General features: G+C 40.1%; 13 protein-coding genes. 3 read left to right on the forward strand and 10 right to left on the reverse strand.

The genetic code is table 11. From position 1 onward, the window contains the following. Positions 1-808: 808 nt before the first annotated feature. A complete protein-coding gene (locus KZA12_RS13345; protein ID WP_218690564.1) occupies positions 809-1,804 on the reverse strand; it encodes a P63C domain-containing protein in 996 nt (331 codons plus the stop codon). 266 nt (positions 1,805-2,070) lie between these two features. Here KZA12_RS13345 and KZA12_RS13350 point away from each other — a divergent pair, with 266 nt between their 5' ends. Beyond that, positions 2,071-2,244 (forward strand): hypothetical protein, encoded by a 174-nt coding sequence (locus tag KZA12_RS13350; RefSeq protein WP_218690565.1) that lies wholly within the window; start codon positions 2,071-2,073, stop codon positions 2,242-2,244. 922 nt (positions 2,245-3,166) lie between these two features. Here KZA12_RS13350 and KZA12_RS13355 read toward each other — a convergent pair. The 5 genes from KZA12_RS13355 to KZA12_RS13375 form a co-directional block, all read right to left on the reverse strand. Beyond that, positions 3,167-4,144 carry a hypothetical protein gene (locus KZA12_RS13355; RefSeq protein ID WP_218690566.1) on the reverse strand — a complete coding sequence of 326 codons (978 nt, stop codon included), beginning with the start codon at positions 4,142-4,144 and terminating at the stop codon, positions 3,167-3,169. 105 nt (positions 4,145-4,249) lie between these two features. After that, on the reverse strand, positions 4,250-4,645 hold the full coding sequence (locus KZA12_RS13360) for a hypothetical protein (RefSeq protein WP_218690567.1): 396 nt from the start codon (positions 4,643-4,645) through the stop codon (positions 4,250-4,252). Continuing rightward, entirely contained in the window at positions 4,630-5,484 is an 855-nt protein-coding gene (locus KZA12_RS13365) for a thermonuclease family protein (protein ID WP_218690568.1), read from the reverse strand. Before KZA12_RS13365 ends, KZA12_RS13360 begins: the two co-directional genes overlap by 16 nt. Before the next feature lie 570 nt (positions 5,485-6,054). Continuing rightward, positions 6,055-7,086: an SEL1-like repeat protein gene (locus tag KZA12_RS13370; RefSeq protein ID WP_218690569.1), complete on the reverse strand. Its 1,032-nt coding sequence runs from the start codon at positions 7,084-7,086 to the stop codon at positions 6,055-6,057. Positions 7,087-8,213: 1,127 nt separating this feature from the next. Then, positions 8,214-8,588: a hypothetical protein gene (locus KZA12_RS13375; RefSeq protein WP_201622980.1), complete on the reverse strand. Its 375-nt coding sequence runs from the start codon at positions 8,586-8,588 to the stop codon at positions 8,214-8,216. 33 nt (positions 8,589-8,621) lie between these two features. On the opposite strand from KZA12_RS13375, the gene KZA12_RS13380 reads away from it, so the two are divergent. Beyond that, complete coding sequence (locus KZA12_RS13380; protein ID WP_218690570.1) at positions 8,622-9,443, forward strand: NAD-dependent deacylase; 822 nt, start codon at positions 8,622-8,624, stop codon at positions 9,441-9,443. Between the two features lie 32 nt (positions 9,444-9,475). On the opposite strand, the gene KZA12_RS13385 is transcribed toward KZA12_RS13380, so the two are convergent. From KZA12_RS13385 to KZA12_RS13400, 4 genes are all read right to left on the reverse strand, one after another. Continuing rightward, entirely contained in the window at positions 9,476-10,471 is a 996-nt protein-coding gene (locus tag KZA12_RS13385; RefSeq protein ID WP_218690571.1) for an adenosine deaminase, read from the reverse strand. 115 nt (positions 10,472-10,586) lie between these two features. Beyond that, positions 10,587-11,117: a TPM domain-containing protein gene (locus KZA12_RS13390; RefSeq protein WP_201622977.1), complete on the reverse strand. Its 531-nt coding sequence runs from the start codon at positions 11,115-11,117 to the stop codon at positions 10,587-10,589. 51 nt (positions 11,118-11,168) lie between these two features. After that, a complete protein-coding gene (locus KZA12_RS13395) occupies positions 11,169-12,383 on the reverse strand; it encodes a YgcG family protein (protein WP_201622976.1) in 1,215 nt (404 codons plus the stop codon). Between the two features lie 201 nt (positions 12,384-12,584). Further along, a complete protein-coding gene (locus KZA12_RS13400) occupies positions 12,585-13,196 on the reverse strand; it encodes a LemA family protein (RefSeq protein ID WP_201622975.1) in 612 nt (203 codons plus the stop codon). A gap of 747 nt (positions 13,197-13,943) precedes the next feature. Between KZA12_RS13400 and KZA12_RS13405 the strand changes: the two genes are divergently transcribed. Continuing rightward, a complete protein-coding gene (locus KZA12_RS13405) occupies positions 13,944-15,515 on the forward strand; it encodes a sodium:alanine symporter family protein (protein ID WP_201621925.1) in 1,572 nt (523 codons plus the stop codon). Positions 15,516-15,635 lie beyond the last annotated feature (120 nt).

The following is a 15,635-nucleotide window of genomic DNA, read 5'->3' on the forward strand; positions in this document are numbered from 1 at the left end:
AGTAAAGTTCGGTTAGGTTGTCCATGTAAGAAGTCCTCTTTTCGCTATCGTTTGTCTTGGTAAACTTACTTTAGCGGATTTGGACTTCTTTTTTTACTTCTTTCTCGCTTATCCCGAATTGGGGTTAATTACCATATTCGCCACTGGCAGTTATGCTATGAATAAGGCTGGCAAGGTCTGCTCTAATTTGGGCGCATCGCTGATGATTAAAATCATAGAGGTGTCATAGATATTACGACACCTATCTATAAGCAAACGTCCGCCCCATTGGTGTCAGCTTATTTAGCACCTTTATTGATAGGGTGTGCTAAAAATCAGCATACCCTTAACAATCCAGAATGTGAAATTCAGAATACGTTTCCACCAACGGTAGTAGCGTAATGCATAGGTAAATAGACGGGTCCAGTTCTGGGCGTATCTTGATTAGGTACACTCCTCACTGAGGATTGGATAATTACGATGGGTTATTGCTATTGCCCAGTTTTGGGCAGTGTGACTATCCACCCTCAAATTGAGGTTGGATGTATAGCAGGGGTCGCATTTGGAATGCCACCCTTCCCCAACTTTGGGGAGGCCGGCGAGCCGATAACAGATATCAACTTTAGGTAGCATTCCTTGCACGTCCTCAAATTGAGGGCGTCAGGTATCAATGGGGAATGCCCTGCTCAAATCTGAGCAAGGCTGGCGAGTTGATAGCACTGTCCAATTTTGAATAGTAGGGTTCGACATGATGTCGAGCGGTATTCTTGCCAGCCATTTAGTGGAAAATAGAAACCCGCTCAATGCCCAGTGGAGTAGTAGTACTATATTATTCATCGAAATCCAAGATATAGTTTTCATTAAAATCAGGATGAATAAGATCGACTTTTTCAAAAAAATCATTCTTGTCTTTAGAAAGCTTCATTAAAGTCACGATAGAAGCTAGATGCTCTCTGAGTTTAGGATGCCCAACATCATTAGTAAGTGTTTGATGCAACTTAGTGCTTTTTTTCCCCAACTTGTTAGCTTGCTTCTTCAATTCAGGAAGTATCTCTGGGGCCAACTTCTTATAAATAACTTTGTTAGTGACTTTGCCAAAAAACTGAGGTCTAAAATTCTTTTGTTTTGGGTTTGGATAATCGTAGCCATACAATCTAAATAACTGCTTATAATATTCGTCAGGGAAAGTTTTAATCCAAGGTTGTAGCTCCTTTGCTACAAACTCTTCAAAAATTTTAGCTAGTGCATCTTTTGATCGAGCATCTTGATACCCTGTAGCTTCATCAACTAGAGCTACGATACCTATATGAGCCAAACCTCGCATAAGTATTTCAGCTTTTTTTGCTCTAGCCAATTGACTAGGTTGAAGTGCACCAGCATCTTTAGCTTTCAACCATACCTCACAAACTTTTGGTAAGATAGTAGCATCAAACCCAGTGTTCACCGTGTCGTTTACAACGTATTGAATGGTTTCAAGGTACCCATCCTCAAAAACCTCTTGAATAAAAGGCTCAAGGGCTTTTGACGCTAAGAAAAGAGGTACAGGTACCCCTGTGTTTTTTTCTAATTCGCTCCTTATTCTTCGACCTTTACCACCAGTCGTTCCAAAATTATTTTGTATTCCATGCTCGCTAATAATTCGTCGCCCATCATCTAAAATATAACAAGGCATGCTCATATTTCCGATGTTCAGCTCACCTTTGTATATCACTTTGTTCAGAGAGCTGCGCAACTTTCGAGCCTCTACACCTTTCATTGCCCTTTCTCTTCTTTGAGCCGCTGTCATTTTATTAGCTACCGCTATACCACCTTTTTCTCTACCCATTATAATCACCTATTATATTAACCAATATTTCATATATTACAATGCAAGTAATCAACTTGCAACAGTATAATTACCAGTTATTTACTTTCATAAATTAATAATAAGGGCTCGATATCTAAGACAAAAAAACCATTCAATGGCGGGTTGCATAGGCTTGATATGATCAGGATTCAATAATGATAAACATAAGTTAAATTATTGTTGATAGAGGTGGTTTGCAGTGCTATGGTCGAACTTCATGTATCTGATTATTGAGGTAATAGCTTATGAAAATATGGTCAGCACTTCTTATCTCTATGTTTATGATGGCGCCAGTCGTACAGGCGAATGCTCAGAACTATCCTTGCTCTAAAAGTATGGGCGGTGTATCGCATTGCAAGGACGGTAAGTTTGTTTGTAATAACGGTAAGATTAGTCAGTCTAAGAAGGTTTGTAGCTAATTAACTAAGGAGGTTTTTGACAGTATGCTAGAAAAATTATATTCGTTCATAATGTATGGTATTCGCGGTGGAGCTTATGCAATAATTTTAATATCGCTATCAATGTGGTTTCTTTTCCTTAGTTTTTGGTTGTATAAAGCCAATGAAGTTAGCCCACTGATATTAATGTCCAAACACATAGCACAAGGACTTTTATTACTGGCATTGGGTTCATTAGTTGCTGCAGCTATTGTATGGTTATCGACTTGGATAAGTGACTACCGGTCTGGCCATCTACCCAGTTGGGTTAGAAGACAATTGTATTGAACAATAAAAAACCCACCTCACGGTGGGTTATATATTTTAAAAGGTAATTATAGGAATGATATTATTTAGCAAAAGGATAATGCTTTAATCTTCTTCTGAAGCGGAATTAGCTTGCTTCTTAATTTTCGCCCGTGCTTCATCTCTGTTAACTCTAATATGAAGCTTACATTCTACATCTCTTATCTCTTTAATAGCTGTCCACGCTAAAGCCGTGTCCACGAGAGATACCACAATAATTGTTATTGATAACATAAGTGTCAATAGAGGATCTATTACATTAGTGACACTGAGAGTTGCTATCAGACAAATAATACCTAGATATAGCAGCATTATCTTGAACAAGCTATCTGTGCGTCTATTAATAATATAAGTTAATCGATGTATCTCTTTGGTAGTTAATCCCTTTGCGATCCTAACCTGCAATATTGAGTTATATGTATTGAACAAATGGGACATAGGAAATAACATAAGAGCTAATAGATAAAGTTTAGGGCTAGAGACCGGAAAATTGAAAAAGCAGGATGCAACAACACTGATAAATGTCAGTATTGATAATAATAAGACAGTCAATCGGAATGAGTTGTGCGGATTGAAACCGTCGTTCTTAGACTGTTTGTTATGAGCTAAAGTCAACATTTTCTATCAACCAAGAATGTATCTGTGATTTTAAACCACTTGTATAAACATTTCCTTTGATGATTTGCATAGGTATTGTACCTGACAGTTTAAGTTCGTCTGCAGTAATGGTAGTCCCATCGGTCAGCTCTATCTTGTAATCATCAGAATGTCGTAAAGCTGAAGCCACGCTGTCGATGACCGACTGTCCACATTCTGAGGTCTTTCTATCATAGGTCATTTCAAGTTTCATTCTTAAGTTTGCATCTTCCAAGCCATCATGAAGCTTGAGTCCGGAGAAGTCCTCCTGGAGAAGAGCTTTAAATACCTGAACAAACTTATCAGAAATACTAAAGGTCGTCTTAGCAATATCGCTGCTATCTTGAGTTTCTTCAGCCTCAATTACTGCACCAATTATAAGCTTTTTCGTCGGTGTAGAAGCAAGTTTCTCTTGTATTTTTAAGTTAGCAGTGTCTTTTAAGATAACGGCATAATCATCAGACATTGCCTCAGAAGCCTCTCCTAAAAGCCAGTCTAAATAGGACTCTAGTATTTTAGAGGTTAAGGCCCTAGATTGAATAACAGCTACATGATTATCAATAACCCCAAAGTATAATACTGATTCGACGAACTCTCTCTTTAACGCTTTATCTTCCAGATCATTAGGAAGGTCAGAGGTGAAGAAAGCCTTCATTTGATACTCACTTGCATCGTCATCAATATTTATCATCTGTTGAGATTTTCCTATCTCAATAATAACTAGCTCACCATACACCATATTTTTATATTCACTTATATGGTTAATGAATATATAGTCATCAGAGTTAGATGATACTGATTGTTGACGGTTTTTCACTCTAAAAAAAGCTGATGTTTTATCTAAAGTCACTTCTTTAAGGTAGTCGTTTAGCGTCTTCGTTCCACGTAAATCAACACTCTTATATCGAATGGTTTTATGCTTTGTTATACTCTCTTTCATTTTATTCCTTATAATAAATGGTGGAATTCTAAATACTTGTAAAATTCATATGCATATGAGTGCATGGTAGTAACTTACAGTGTAAAAGGTTTTTATATTTTCAATCTAATAACTATTCTCAATTTTATCTTGAAAACCATCACACACCTTCAATCCAACCTCTCTAGCCTCACTCAAGTCAGCACCTTGCTTGATGCTATATAGCACGTTTGGAGTCATATCTGCCTGCTTCAGAGATTTAGCCGCAGCCTTATTGAGTGGCGTACCAATGTAAGACTCGTCGGTAAATTCAACAGGATAAAAATATACAGAAGGTCCATACTCTGGGTGAATAATGCATACTATCTCGCCTGATACGGTAAATGGGTAGGCCGTATAGTGTTCGCCATACCAATCACTTTCATTTACCGTCACAAAGTCAGTGCTATGGCTATTATCTTGTGCGGATGTGCATGCAGCTATGGATAGAGCTGCTGCTAAGCTGATTAACCACCTGGACATATCGATTCGCATGGTACTCCGTCCTTATCGCCATCAATCTGCATATTACCGCAGGCAAGTTGCTGCTGTGCTTCTACGCATGTTGTTATCTGACTACAGGTTTTCTTGATAAAGTTGCTACAGATGGCACCAGTAGGTGGCAATGGAATAATAGTGCCAGAACCATTAGACGTGCCTGCACTAGGTTTGCTATAGCACTTGTTAGCACCTTTTGATGGCAAGCGATCATTATTAAAATTGAGGTCAGAGCTGTTTTTACCGCTTCGATAATCGGATGGCTTTATAGGGTATCGATTTGCCCATAAGCCCCTACCATTTAATCGCGCCACAATCTCAGCGTTGGCATACTCAATGCGATCGTAAGGTGTCTGACTACTTTGATATTCCTTGTAATGCCAAGCTGCACCCTTCTGTAGTTGGTTGAGGTTGCAGTCAATACTATTGGCAATGACCTTACCAAGCAGGCGATCGTATCTATCTCTTTCAGCCCACTCAATAGTAACAATCGCATTACTTACACACTGAGATAAGGCAGTAGTGCTTTCTGTTCCGTACTCTTGTGCCGATTCTGGCGCATCAATACCTAGTAAACGTACACGCTCGCTTTGTCCTGATACTTGAGTAACCTCCACCGTATCACCATCGATAACACGTGTCCCAGTAGCATTCAGCACATTAGGTTCATAGCATTTGGTTGTATTACCACTGTTAGAGCCATTGGTCCCACCAACGACGCCAGTAGAGCCTGTAGTAGCATCTCTCATGGCATCAATATCATCATAGCCACCGCCACATCCAACAACAGCCAGAAATAAACCAATAATCGCTAAGTGTCTCATGACCAATTACCAGGGTAATATTTACTCAACTGTAAACGATTGGCAACTTTTCGGCAACTGTTTACAGTTGATATTTAAGGTTTTTACACATACTAGATAACGCTAGATAAAGCTAGATAAGCGTATAACAAAAACTTGGCTAGATTTGAATTCCAAGAAAAAGAAAATACTTGCCAGCAGTTGCTCAATCTTTTCCAATGATTAAGCCAATTGAACTTATGGCCACCTTCTAATATCATACCTTCACCATGATGGTGAAGGGTAAGCACACAGTATGAATCCATTCAAATGCATGTTAAAATTCGCCTACGTTGTTCCCCTAAATTGCGCTTAGGGGCCCAAATAGAAAGGCTCATTGGTTACAGCTACTGAGCCTTTTGCTCATTTATGCATGTAAATACCTATATAAAAAATAGCATCGCTCATATGTTGTTAAAATTGTTGTTAAAATATTTTATCGAAAACCTATAACCTTTATATAACAAGGTTTACGTCGATATGATTGACTCCCGCCGAGCGCACCAATCTTTGTACTACCCCCTCATTCTTACCTGCTATGACTGTAGCGACTTAGCCATTTAACGTCTGAAACTTATCACAGCCATTCTGATTGCCACTATCACACGATTTGCCAAACCATTCTTTGGCCTCAACGTAGCTATGACGAACGCCTAAACCTTTCTCGTAACTTAACCCCAGACTATACTGCGAGTTGGAATGTCCTTGATCGGCAGCTTTTCGATACCATTTTGCGGCTGTAGCCGGATCCTGAACCACCCCTAAGCCTTTCTCGTAACTTAATCCTAAATTATATTGGGAATTAGCATGCCCTTTGTCGGCAGCTTTTTGATACCACTTTGCTGCTGTAACAAAATTTTGTAAAACCCCTCTGCCATTATCATACATTATCCCAAGAGTAGACTGAGAATTGATATGGCCTTGGTCAGCAGCTTTTGTATACCATTTCGCTGCTGTGACGAAATTTTGCAAAACCCCTCTGCCATCATCATACATTACACCTAGACTAGACTGAGAGTTAGCATGGCCTTGCTCAGCAGCTTTCCTATACCACTTCGCGGCCGTAGCGGAATTTTGCAAAACCCCTCTACCATTATCGTACATATACCCGAGATTAGATTGGGAGTCGATATGGCCTTGCTCAGCAGCCTTCCTATACCACTTCGCTGCTGTAACGAAATCTTGTAAAACCCCTCTGCCAGTATCATACATTACTCCAAGACTAGACTGAGAATCAGCATGGCCTTGCTCAGCGGCTTTTTTATACCACTTCGCTGCAGTAACAGAATTCCTTACTGTTCCTCTACCCGATTCGTAGATTAATCCAAGATTAGACTGAGAATCGATGTGTCCTTGATTAGCCGCTTTTCTATACCACTTCGCTGCCATCGTAGAGCTTCTACGCACCCCTTCACCGCTATCGTACATTAAGCCCAGATTAAACTGAGCGGATATGTCCCCATGCTCTGCTGAGCTTTTAATGGCTGCAATATCTATTGCTGACGCCGATACAGGTATTTTTAACAATAACCCCAGCACCATGACTTTATAAATAAGCATCTGTTTTAGTGCTTGTAGCTTCATCTTTCTTCCTTGAGGAAAATAAAAGTAATGATGATTGAACTATCCGGAGAGTCTTGGTAGGGAGATTAGTAACTCAAGCTGCTAATGAGTGTTTTTTGTCACCTTGTTATGATTCAAGAAAGCCTTAAGTTTGTAGTGATATAAATTTTTTTGTTCTTTATGCGTTTTTTAGTTGGTCTTTTTGTTGGTTTGTTTCTCTATTGTCGCAGGTTAATAATAGATCAACAACGCTTAATTAACGTTTTAAATCACTTACAGCTAGGCAGGATATTTATTAAAAATACTAGATGTTTTTTGATGCAACCAGCCGTGCTATAAGGGCTTAGAATAAACTGTTGATTTATAAAGCTTATCGATTTTACCGAATATTGCTAATCGCGCTTATAGGGCTTAATCGTGTTTATGGCAACTAAAAATAGATTACAAAACTTAACGACTCGAAGACTCTAATATCGGAGCTTTCTACCTTTTGCACCGTGGTAGGTAAGCAATATCATGGAAAACTTGATTAAGTTGTTAGTCATACTGTCTTTGACTAGCTTGAATTAATATCAAGACTGGACAAATTCTAAAAAATATACTGGCTTATATTCTGATAGATACACCTAAGTAGTGAGTGAGTTTTATAGCAGAAAAAAAACAGTGCTTATCCTAAATCTAGAGTCAGCACCCTTTTGGTGTTTTGATCCGTTACACCATAGTGGGAGACTTATATGGCAGAATAGCAAGTGCCATTCTGGTGTGCAAAAAATCTAGTAACAGATAGAAATTGAGGGGGTATGCGTTGCTCGCTGTACTATTAATAGGTTAATAGGTTAATAGGTTAATAGGTTAATAAGGCGGTATGGATGGGAGGGATTTTGGCGAGGTAAGGATAAAGTCCCTGCCAAGAGCGCTGTTAATCGACATACGGACTGTCTAGTTTGCGATGACTGACGTCAAAAACCCATAAGAGTCGTTGTAGTCTAATAATAAATCGACCGTAGCAGGGCTACGTTTTTAATAAAAACTATAGTTTAGGCACTAGCATTAAGATAATAGTAAGCTTTACGCTATTTGCAGTAGTTTTTGTCAGGGATGATTATAGATAACTTTTTAATCTAACTAGCTAGTTAATCCATCCCTATTCAGTCCATATGCTGCAAACTTATAGCGATTTGCGTACGGTTAGGCACTCGATGATAATTCATCACTGGCACCTCACCTAAACGACGCTGACCAACAGCTATCTTTTTATCAATAGTAATCATAGCGATCTTCACCCCCTGCTTACTGATCAATAAATGACTGCCTTTACGAGCTACTCGATAATCAGGGAAGTGCTGCTTGATTAATTTTAAAGTTTTTTGTAGCGCATCATTATTGGGTAAAGTCGCACTCGTGGCCAAATTGCTTGGTTTACTCTTATTATTAGGCTTCTCGTTGCTACGTGACTTTGCTAATAACCATAAAGCCGCAACAACTGCTAATAATATGACAAGCCACCAAATTCCATCTATCATAACTATGCATCCATTATTAGCTAAGGTAATCCTATGTTAGCAGAACTAGCGGTTCAACTACATCAAGCTACTCAATTGTTAGCTCAATCTTCTCGTATCTGTATACTGACAGGAGCTGGAATTTCAGCTGAAAGCGGTATTCCAACTTTCCGTGACAAGCAAACTGGATTATGGGAGCAATATCGTGCCGAAGACTTGGCTAGTCCTAGCGCATTCACCAAAGATCCGCAGCTAGTTTGGTCTTGGTATCAATGGCGTCGTCAGCTAGTACAAGATAAAGTGCCAAACCCTGCTCACATAGCCCTTGCTCAATGGCAACAAGCTCAAGCACAGCAACTGACTTTGATTACCCAAAATGTAGATGACTTGCATGAACAAGCGCTTAGTCAGCAACCAGCCAAGCACTCTTATCAATCCAGCACTGCAGTGACTCATTTGCATGGGCACCTTTGGCGCAATCGCTGTAGTCAATGCGCCGCCCCTTATAACCCTCAATCGCAGTCTACTGAAACAGCCAAAAGCCCTAACGCTACTATCAGGTATAGTAACGAGCTACTCACTTGTAGTCATTGTGGTGGTTATATTAGGCCTGATATTGTTTGGTTCGGTGAGTCTTTGCCAGCCGAGTCATGGCGAATAGCAGAACAAGCCGCCGCTAACTGTGAGGTCTTTATTAGCATTGGTACTTCAAGCTTAGTCTACCCTGCCGCTGGTCTTGCGCAATTGGCCAAGCAAAACGGTGCTAAAATTATCGAGATAAACCCCAACCCTACCGCCAATACCTTAGTCGATATCACTTTAGCGCAAAAGGCTGGGGTAGTACTACCATTGCTAGTACAAGAGCTCATAAAATAATAAGTCAGTTTAAACTATGTTGATATGAGAACTTATACCGCCTCATCAACTCTAGCTAAATAGGCTTGCTTTAACTCATCATCTATAAAAGCCGATCTAAAAGAGTTTTTTACTAAGGTAATAATATCTGCTGCTGATAGATCAATATTCTCATAAAGGTTGATAAAGTTTTGATTGATATAACCTTTAAAGTAGGCTGGATCATCTGAATTCACGCTGACATTCAAGCCATAATCTAGCAGCTGTTTTATATTATGCTGTTGGTAACTGTCGAATACTTTGAGTTCGATATTAGAGTTCGGGCATACCGTAAGCGGTATTTGCTCTTCTTTTAAACGCTTCAATAGTGCTGGGCTTTTTATAGACTGCACGCCATGATCTATTCTCTCAATTTCTAACAGATCCAACGCTTCATAAATATAAGAAAAATCCGCTTCTTCCCCAGCGTGAGCGACTAATTTAAAACCCTCTTGCTTGGCTCTGCTAAACACTTCTATGAATTTTGATGGAGGGTTATTTAATTCTGATGAATCAAGACCTACACCGACAATATGGTGTTTAAAGGCTAAAGATTGCTCTAGAGTTGCCAAAGCCTCTTCCTGTGATAGATGCCGTAAAAAGCACATGATAATACAAGAGGTAATGCCATACTTTTCTTTAGCATCGGCTAAAGCATTGCTGATTCCAGTGATGACTGTCTCGAAAGCTATGCCTCTGTCAGTATGAGTCTGTGGATCAAAAAATATTTCCGTATGGATAATATTATTTTCAACACACTTCAAGATGTATTCCCAAGTTAAATCATAAAAGTCATCTTCAGTAATTAGCACTTTTGCCCCAGCATAGTAGATATCTAGGAAAGTCTGTAAATTAGTGAAATTATAGGCTTCGCGCACATCTTCAATACTATTATAGGGGATGTCTATATGGTTCTTTTTAGAGAGTCTAAACATCAATTCAGGCTCAAGCGATCCTTCTATATGTAAGTGCAATTCTGCTTTTGGTAGTCTTTTAATGAGCTCAATCATAGGAATCCAGTTTTTATAATCCGTTAAAAATCTTAGTAATAAGTGCGCTATGGCCCAGTAAGGCAAAACTCAGTTAGGAGCAGCTATAAGTAATAGGCGCTATAGAAGATACGCTTTATTTTATAAACAATACCGTATCAGACAGCTCATTACCTGCTGGATCATCTTCTAAATGGTAATACTGACGCAGTAACTGTCCCACTTCATCCAACAACTCAGTCAAACTCTCTGCTGTCTTTTGATTAGCGATACCTGCTACTGCTTTGTCAGTCATAGCTTGCCATACCGTCGGGCTCACATGGGAATTAATGCCACGATCAGCGACAATATGCAAATAATGCTCGCAGACATTGACATAGATTAATACCCCAGTATTCTCTTCAGTGTCCCAAACTCGGCAACGACTAAACAACTCAATAGCACGATCATGGCCGCTACTATAATAGGCACTACTAATCGGCAAGTGGTTTTCTATGACTAAGAACACTTCACCTCGATGACCGACCTCAGCTTGAGTAACTTTGGCCGTCAGCATCTGTATAGTTTCAGTATTAATCCACTTACTATGTAGTAGCGGAACGAACAACACTTGACGCCACCAACGTGCAAAACTGGGCTTTGTAAGCTCGGTGTGTAGTGATCCCATTGGGTATTCCTTAAAATAAAAGCAAATTGCTATATTAATCAAAAATTACTATTACCAAGAGCCGCCGGCTCCACCGCCACCAAAGCCGCCGCCACCGCCGCCGAAACCGCCGCCGCCGAAGCCACCACCACCAAAGCCTCCACTAGAACCGCCACCGCCGAAGCCTCCTCCTGGCAGGAATATCATCCCACCACCACCTCGTCCGCCGCGACCACCACCGCCACCGCCGCCACGAGCTATCAAGAATAGCCATAAAAACACTGCCATAATGATAGTCATAAACAAACCACCACCTAAGGCTAAGGAACCGACAAAAAACCCGCCAGCGGTCAAAATGGAGCCCAAAATACGACCAAAGATACTGGTGATAAAGCTACCAAAGACTAGGGCCATAATAAATAAGAATACTGGAGAGGGACTATCACCAATATCGTTTTGACCTTGACTGCGTGCTGCCGCTTGCGCATCTGCTTGCGCCAAAATTGCGGGGTCTGCTTTTAGACGTTCTTCAATAAGGCTAATACCATTACTCAAACCATCGAAATATCTACTACCATTTTCCGGCTTAAAGTAAGGCGTTATATCCTCACGAATAATCCGGTTCAGTGCGCCATCAGGCAATACACCTTCCAAACCATAACCTGACTGAATGTACATATCCCGATCATTAACGGCAACTACTATTAATAGGCCATCATCAGTATCAGCTTCGCCCAATTTCCACTTTTCTGCCGCTTGTAGCGAGTAATCAAATATAGGTATGCCATTAGTGGTAGGCACGATGATTACTGCCGCTTGTGCTAGGCCTTGACGATAGATACCTTGCAGTTGCGCCTCAAGGCGTTGTTTCTGTTGCGGATTGAGTATGTTGGCTTGGTCAACGACTGGATTATTAAGAATAAGTTTATCAGCGTCGACACTAGCTGCATTAGAGGTCACTGGTGCTTGCTTAGTCGCTGTGCTGCTATTAGCGCTATTAGTATCGCTAGCACCGTTAGGATTTAGAGCATCGTTACCTAATAAAGCGCCGTTAATGGCCTCATTACCTAGTACTGCATCATTGAGCGCCTCATTATTCTCAGCAGCTTTGGCGATAGCTACTAAGTCCTCAACACTACGATTCTGCTCACTACTGATGCCACTGCTGCTAGAGCGATTATCTGCGGCAGCAACAGCAACATCATTCGGTGCAGCATTTAGCGTAGTGATACTAGTAGCGCTAAGCGTCAACAGTAGGGCCGCTACGATTGCTTTGGAATTAGTCATCTGCTCTCTACCACCTAATATTTTTACTTAAAGTTATATAGCACTGCATTTATTAACACCAATAAACTCATACTAGTGCTTACCATCAATCGCTTAACAGATAGAGCAGACAAAATAGCATCTTGTCTGCTCGTTTACTGCATAAGGCTATAGTCTAAATAGTGCTCTGCACTAACTCAAAACAGTAATGCAGATTAACACCTACTCGCCAAAATCAACGCTTGGCGCTTTAGAAATAGCGTCTTCATTAGCTACTGTAAAGTTAGGCTTAGCACTCATACCGAATACTTTAGCAGTGATATTGGTTGGGAACTGACGCACAGTAGTATTATAGCCTTGCACTTCTTGGATATAACGATTACGTGCCACAGTGATACGGTTCTCTGTACCTTCTAATTGCGCTTGTAAATCTTGGAATAAAGCATCTGACTTTAGTTCAGGATAACGCTCAGATACTGCCATTAAGCGTGATAAAGCACCAGTCATCTGTTGCTGTGCTGCAGCATAGCGTTCCATCGCCTGCGGATCATTCAACAATTCTGGAGTAATAGTAATACCACCAGCTTGCGAACGTGCCGACGCTACTTGAGTAAAGACTTCTTGCTCTTGATCAGCATACTGCTTCACTACTTTAACCAAGTTAGGCACTAGATCATCACGACGCTGATATTGGTTGACCACTTCTGACCAGGAGGCTGTCACCTGCTCATCTTGAGCTTGTAGGTTATTATAACCACAACCCGTTAAGCTAAGCGTTGAGGTTACTAATACTGCTGATAAAAAAATGGGTTTTATAATAGATTTAAGCGTCATATTTACTACTCCTAATAGCTAATAATAACTAATAATAATGATCAACAAGATTTATATTGCTAATAATGGGGGGATAGCGGCATTTTTACAATTCATTTTTACCAAAACACAACCACCCAATTGATTCAGAATATCATTTCTCAGTGAAATAGTTGTACTTTACTAAGTGCAAATATTGTCCTATTCATAATACTCTATATTTGTCTACAAATTGATATTTCCTTGCTAATCAACACTGAGCAATTAAAAAAATACCTAGTAATTAACACAAAACTATGGCAAATTGCAGTTACGTAGCCGTATGGTTTGCATACATTTAACAGTTGATTTGTTACATATTTAATGATTGTCATTATTGGAAGTTTTACAGTGAAAATAACAGCCAATAATTAGCTCTTTAACATGATAATTCAATCTAGTGTTTTGTGATCATTAATGCATGATTTTTTAAAATATTATTCTATGATATTTTAAAGGATTATGACATTTTTAAAATTACAATGTCATTATGACCAGTACGGCAAAAGGAATTGCCCCGCAGCTTGTTGACTGCCCTGCTATTATTGCGAGTAACACTTACCTTTAACTAGTGAGCTTTATTAATAGTATAGACAACAGCAAGCTTTGCGGACAAATACAGACAACTGATATCCATACTCGATGGCACTAATAAAGAGCGTTAGTTTGGTTAATAGGCAGCCTCTCTATTACTGGTCGCCAATCTGAGAAAGTTTGAGGAATAACGATATGGAAAAAATTTTTGGGGTTATCAATAATTATATTTGGAGTACTCCTCTAGTAGTTTTATGCTTAGGTGCTGGTCTGTTCTATTCCATCATGACGCGCTTCGTACAAGTGCGTCTGTTCGGCGAAATGATTAAATTACTATTCACTGGTAAATCTAGTGCTGAAGGTATCTCCTCATTTCAGGCATTAGCAGTATCGCTCGCTGGTCGTGTCGGATTAGGTAACATCGCAGGAGTAGCCGCTGCTATCGGCTTTGGCGGTCCTGGTGCGGTGTTCTGGATGTGGATCGTTGCTTTCTTAGGCGCGTCTACCGCTTATGTGGAATCGACATTAGCGCAAATTTATAAAGAAAAAGATGCTATTACTGGGGAATACCGTGGTGGTCCTGCGTACTACTTCGAGCGTGCACTTGGCCAAAAATGGTATGGTATCCTTTTTGCAATTGCCGCTATCATTTCTTGTGGTATCTTTTTGCCAGGTGTGCAAGCTAATGGCGTGGTTAATGCGTTTGCTCAGCTGATGGGCGAAGGCACAGTAATGAACATCGGGTCATTAGAAGTGGGCTCTATGCGCCTACTAGCCCTAGGTATCATCCTAGTAGTGCTAGGTATTATTATCTTCGGTGGTATCAAACGTATTGCAACCTTTACTGAATATGCTGTTCCTTTTATGGCCATCGGTTATATTGCTTTGGCCTTGATAATCATGTTTAGCAATTTCAGTTTGATTCCAGAAATATTTGGCTTGATTATTAGTGATGCGTTTACTGCCCAAGCAGGCTTTGGTGCTGCTATTTATTTAGGGGTTAAACGTGGTATTTACTCTAACGAAGCTGGACAAGGTACAGGCCCTCATGCTGCTGCTGCTGCCGAAGTTGAGCATCCATCACAGCAAGGCTTAGTACAAGCGTTCTCAGTTTATGTTGATACATTACTTGTTTGTTCTGCAACTGCCTTTATGATCTTATCTACTGGTATGTATAATATTCAATGTACAATAGCAAATAAATGTACAACTGCAGCTGATAAAGAGTTTATTGTCAGTAATGTAGATACAGCTACAGAGATTAGCTCTCCTGCGTTTACGCAGATGGCTATGGAATCAGTATATGGCGTTTATGGTAACTCCTTTATCGCTCTCGCAGTCTTCTTCTTCGCCTTTACAACTATCTTAGCTTACTACTATATCGCTGAAGTGAACGTCACTTACTTGACCCGCTTTATCGGTCGTGGCGCTCATAAAACAGGTCTTTTCTTAGTTAAGATCTTGATTATGGTTATGGTTGCTTATGGTGGTCTTAACTCTGCAGGTTATGTTTGGATATTAGGTGATATCGGTGTTGGTCTTATGGCTTGGCTCAATATCGTTGGTATCTTGATCATCTTCTTTGTGGCTCGTCCAACGCTCACTATGCTTAAGGATTACGAAGAACAGCTCAAAGCTGGGGTGAAACGCTATACTTTTGATCCAGCAAAATTCGGTATCAAGAATGCGCCTTATTGGGAAGAGCGTCATCTAAGAGAGCAAGAGCTGCTTAGACAAGAAGCTTTACGTAAAGAGCCTAAAGTATAAGTATTACTAGCAAAGCTTTTTACTAACGACCATTAAGTTAATAAGTTGAATAATAAAAGCCTGAGGCTATCGTCTCAGGCTTTTTTATGGCTTCGCGTTTATTAGTGGCTAATAGACTAC

It is taken from the genome of Psychrobacter sp. BF1 (assembly GCF_019279065.1).
Lineage (GTDB): Bacteria > Pseudomonadota > Gammaproteobacteria > Pseudomonadales > Moraxellaceae > Psychrobacter > Psychrobacter urativorans.

What these genes read in the sequence shown, in the direction of transcription:
- KZA12_RS13345 (WP_218690564.1), bottom strand. Translation starts at nt 1,804, where the DNA reads ATGGGTAGAGAAAAAGGTGGTATAGCGGTAGCTAATAAAATGACAGCG.
- KZA12_RS13375 (WP_201622980.1), bottom strand. Translation starts at nt 8,588, where the DNA reads ATGATAGATGGAATTTGGTGGCTTGTCATATTATTAGCAGTTGTTGCG.
- KZA12_RS13405 (WP_201621925.1), top strand. Translation starts at nt 13,944, where the DNA reads ATGGAAAAAATTTTTGGGGTTATCAATAATTATATTTGGAGTACTCCT.
- KZA12_RS13370 (WP_218690569.1), bottom strand. Translation starts at nt 7,086, where the DNA reads ATGAAGCTACAAGCACTAAAACAGATGCTTATTTATAAAGTCATGGTG.
- KZA12_RS13385 (WP_218690571.1), bottom strand. Translation starts at nt 10,471, where the DNA reads ATGATTGAGCTCATTAAAAGACTACCAAAAGCAGAATTGCACTTACAT.
- KZA12_RS13360 (WP_218690567.1), bottom strand. Translation starts at nt 4,645, where the DNA reads ATGTCCAGGTGGTTAATCAGCTTAGCAGCAGCTCTATCCATAGCTGCA.
- KZA12_RS13380 (WP_218690570.1), top strand. Translation starts at nt 8,622, where the DNA reads ATGTTAGCAGAACTAGCGGTTCAACTACATCAAGCTACTCAATTGTTA.
- KZA12_RS13395 (WP_201622976.1), bottom strand. Translation starts at nt 12,383, where the DNA reads ATGACTAATTCCAAAGCAATCGTAGCGGCCCTACTGTTGACGCTTAGC.
- KZA12_RS13390 (WP_201622977.1), bottom strand. Translation starts at nt 11,117, where the DNA reads ATGGGATCACTACACACCGAGCTTACAAAGCCCAGTTTTGCACGTTGG.
- KZA12_RS13350 (WP_218690565.1), top strand. Translation starts at nt 2,071, where the DNA reads ATGAAAATATGGTCAGCACTTCTTATCTCTATGTTTATGATGGCGCCA.
- KZA12_RS13400 (WP_201622975.1), bottom strand. Translation starts at nt 13,196, where the DNA reads ATGACGCTTAAATCTATTATAAAACCCATTTTTTTATCAGCAGTATTA.
- KZA12_RS13355 (WP_218690566.1), bottom strand. Translation starts at nt 4,144, where the DNA reads ATGAAAGAGAGTATAACAAAGCATAAAACCATTCGATATAAGAGTGTT.
- KZA12_RS13365 (WP_218690568.1), bottom strand. Translation starts at nt 5,484, where the DNA reads ATGAGACACTTAGCGATTATTGGTTTATTTCTGGCTGTTGTTGGATGT.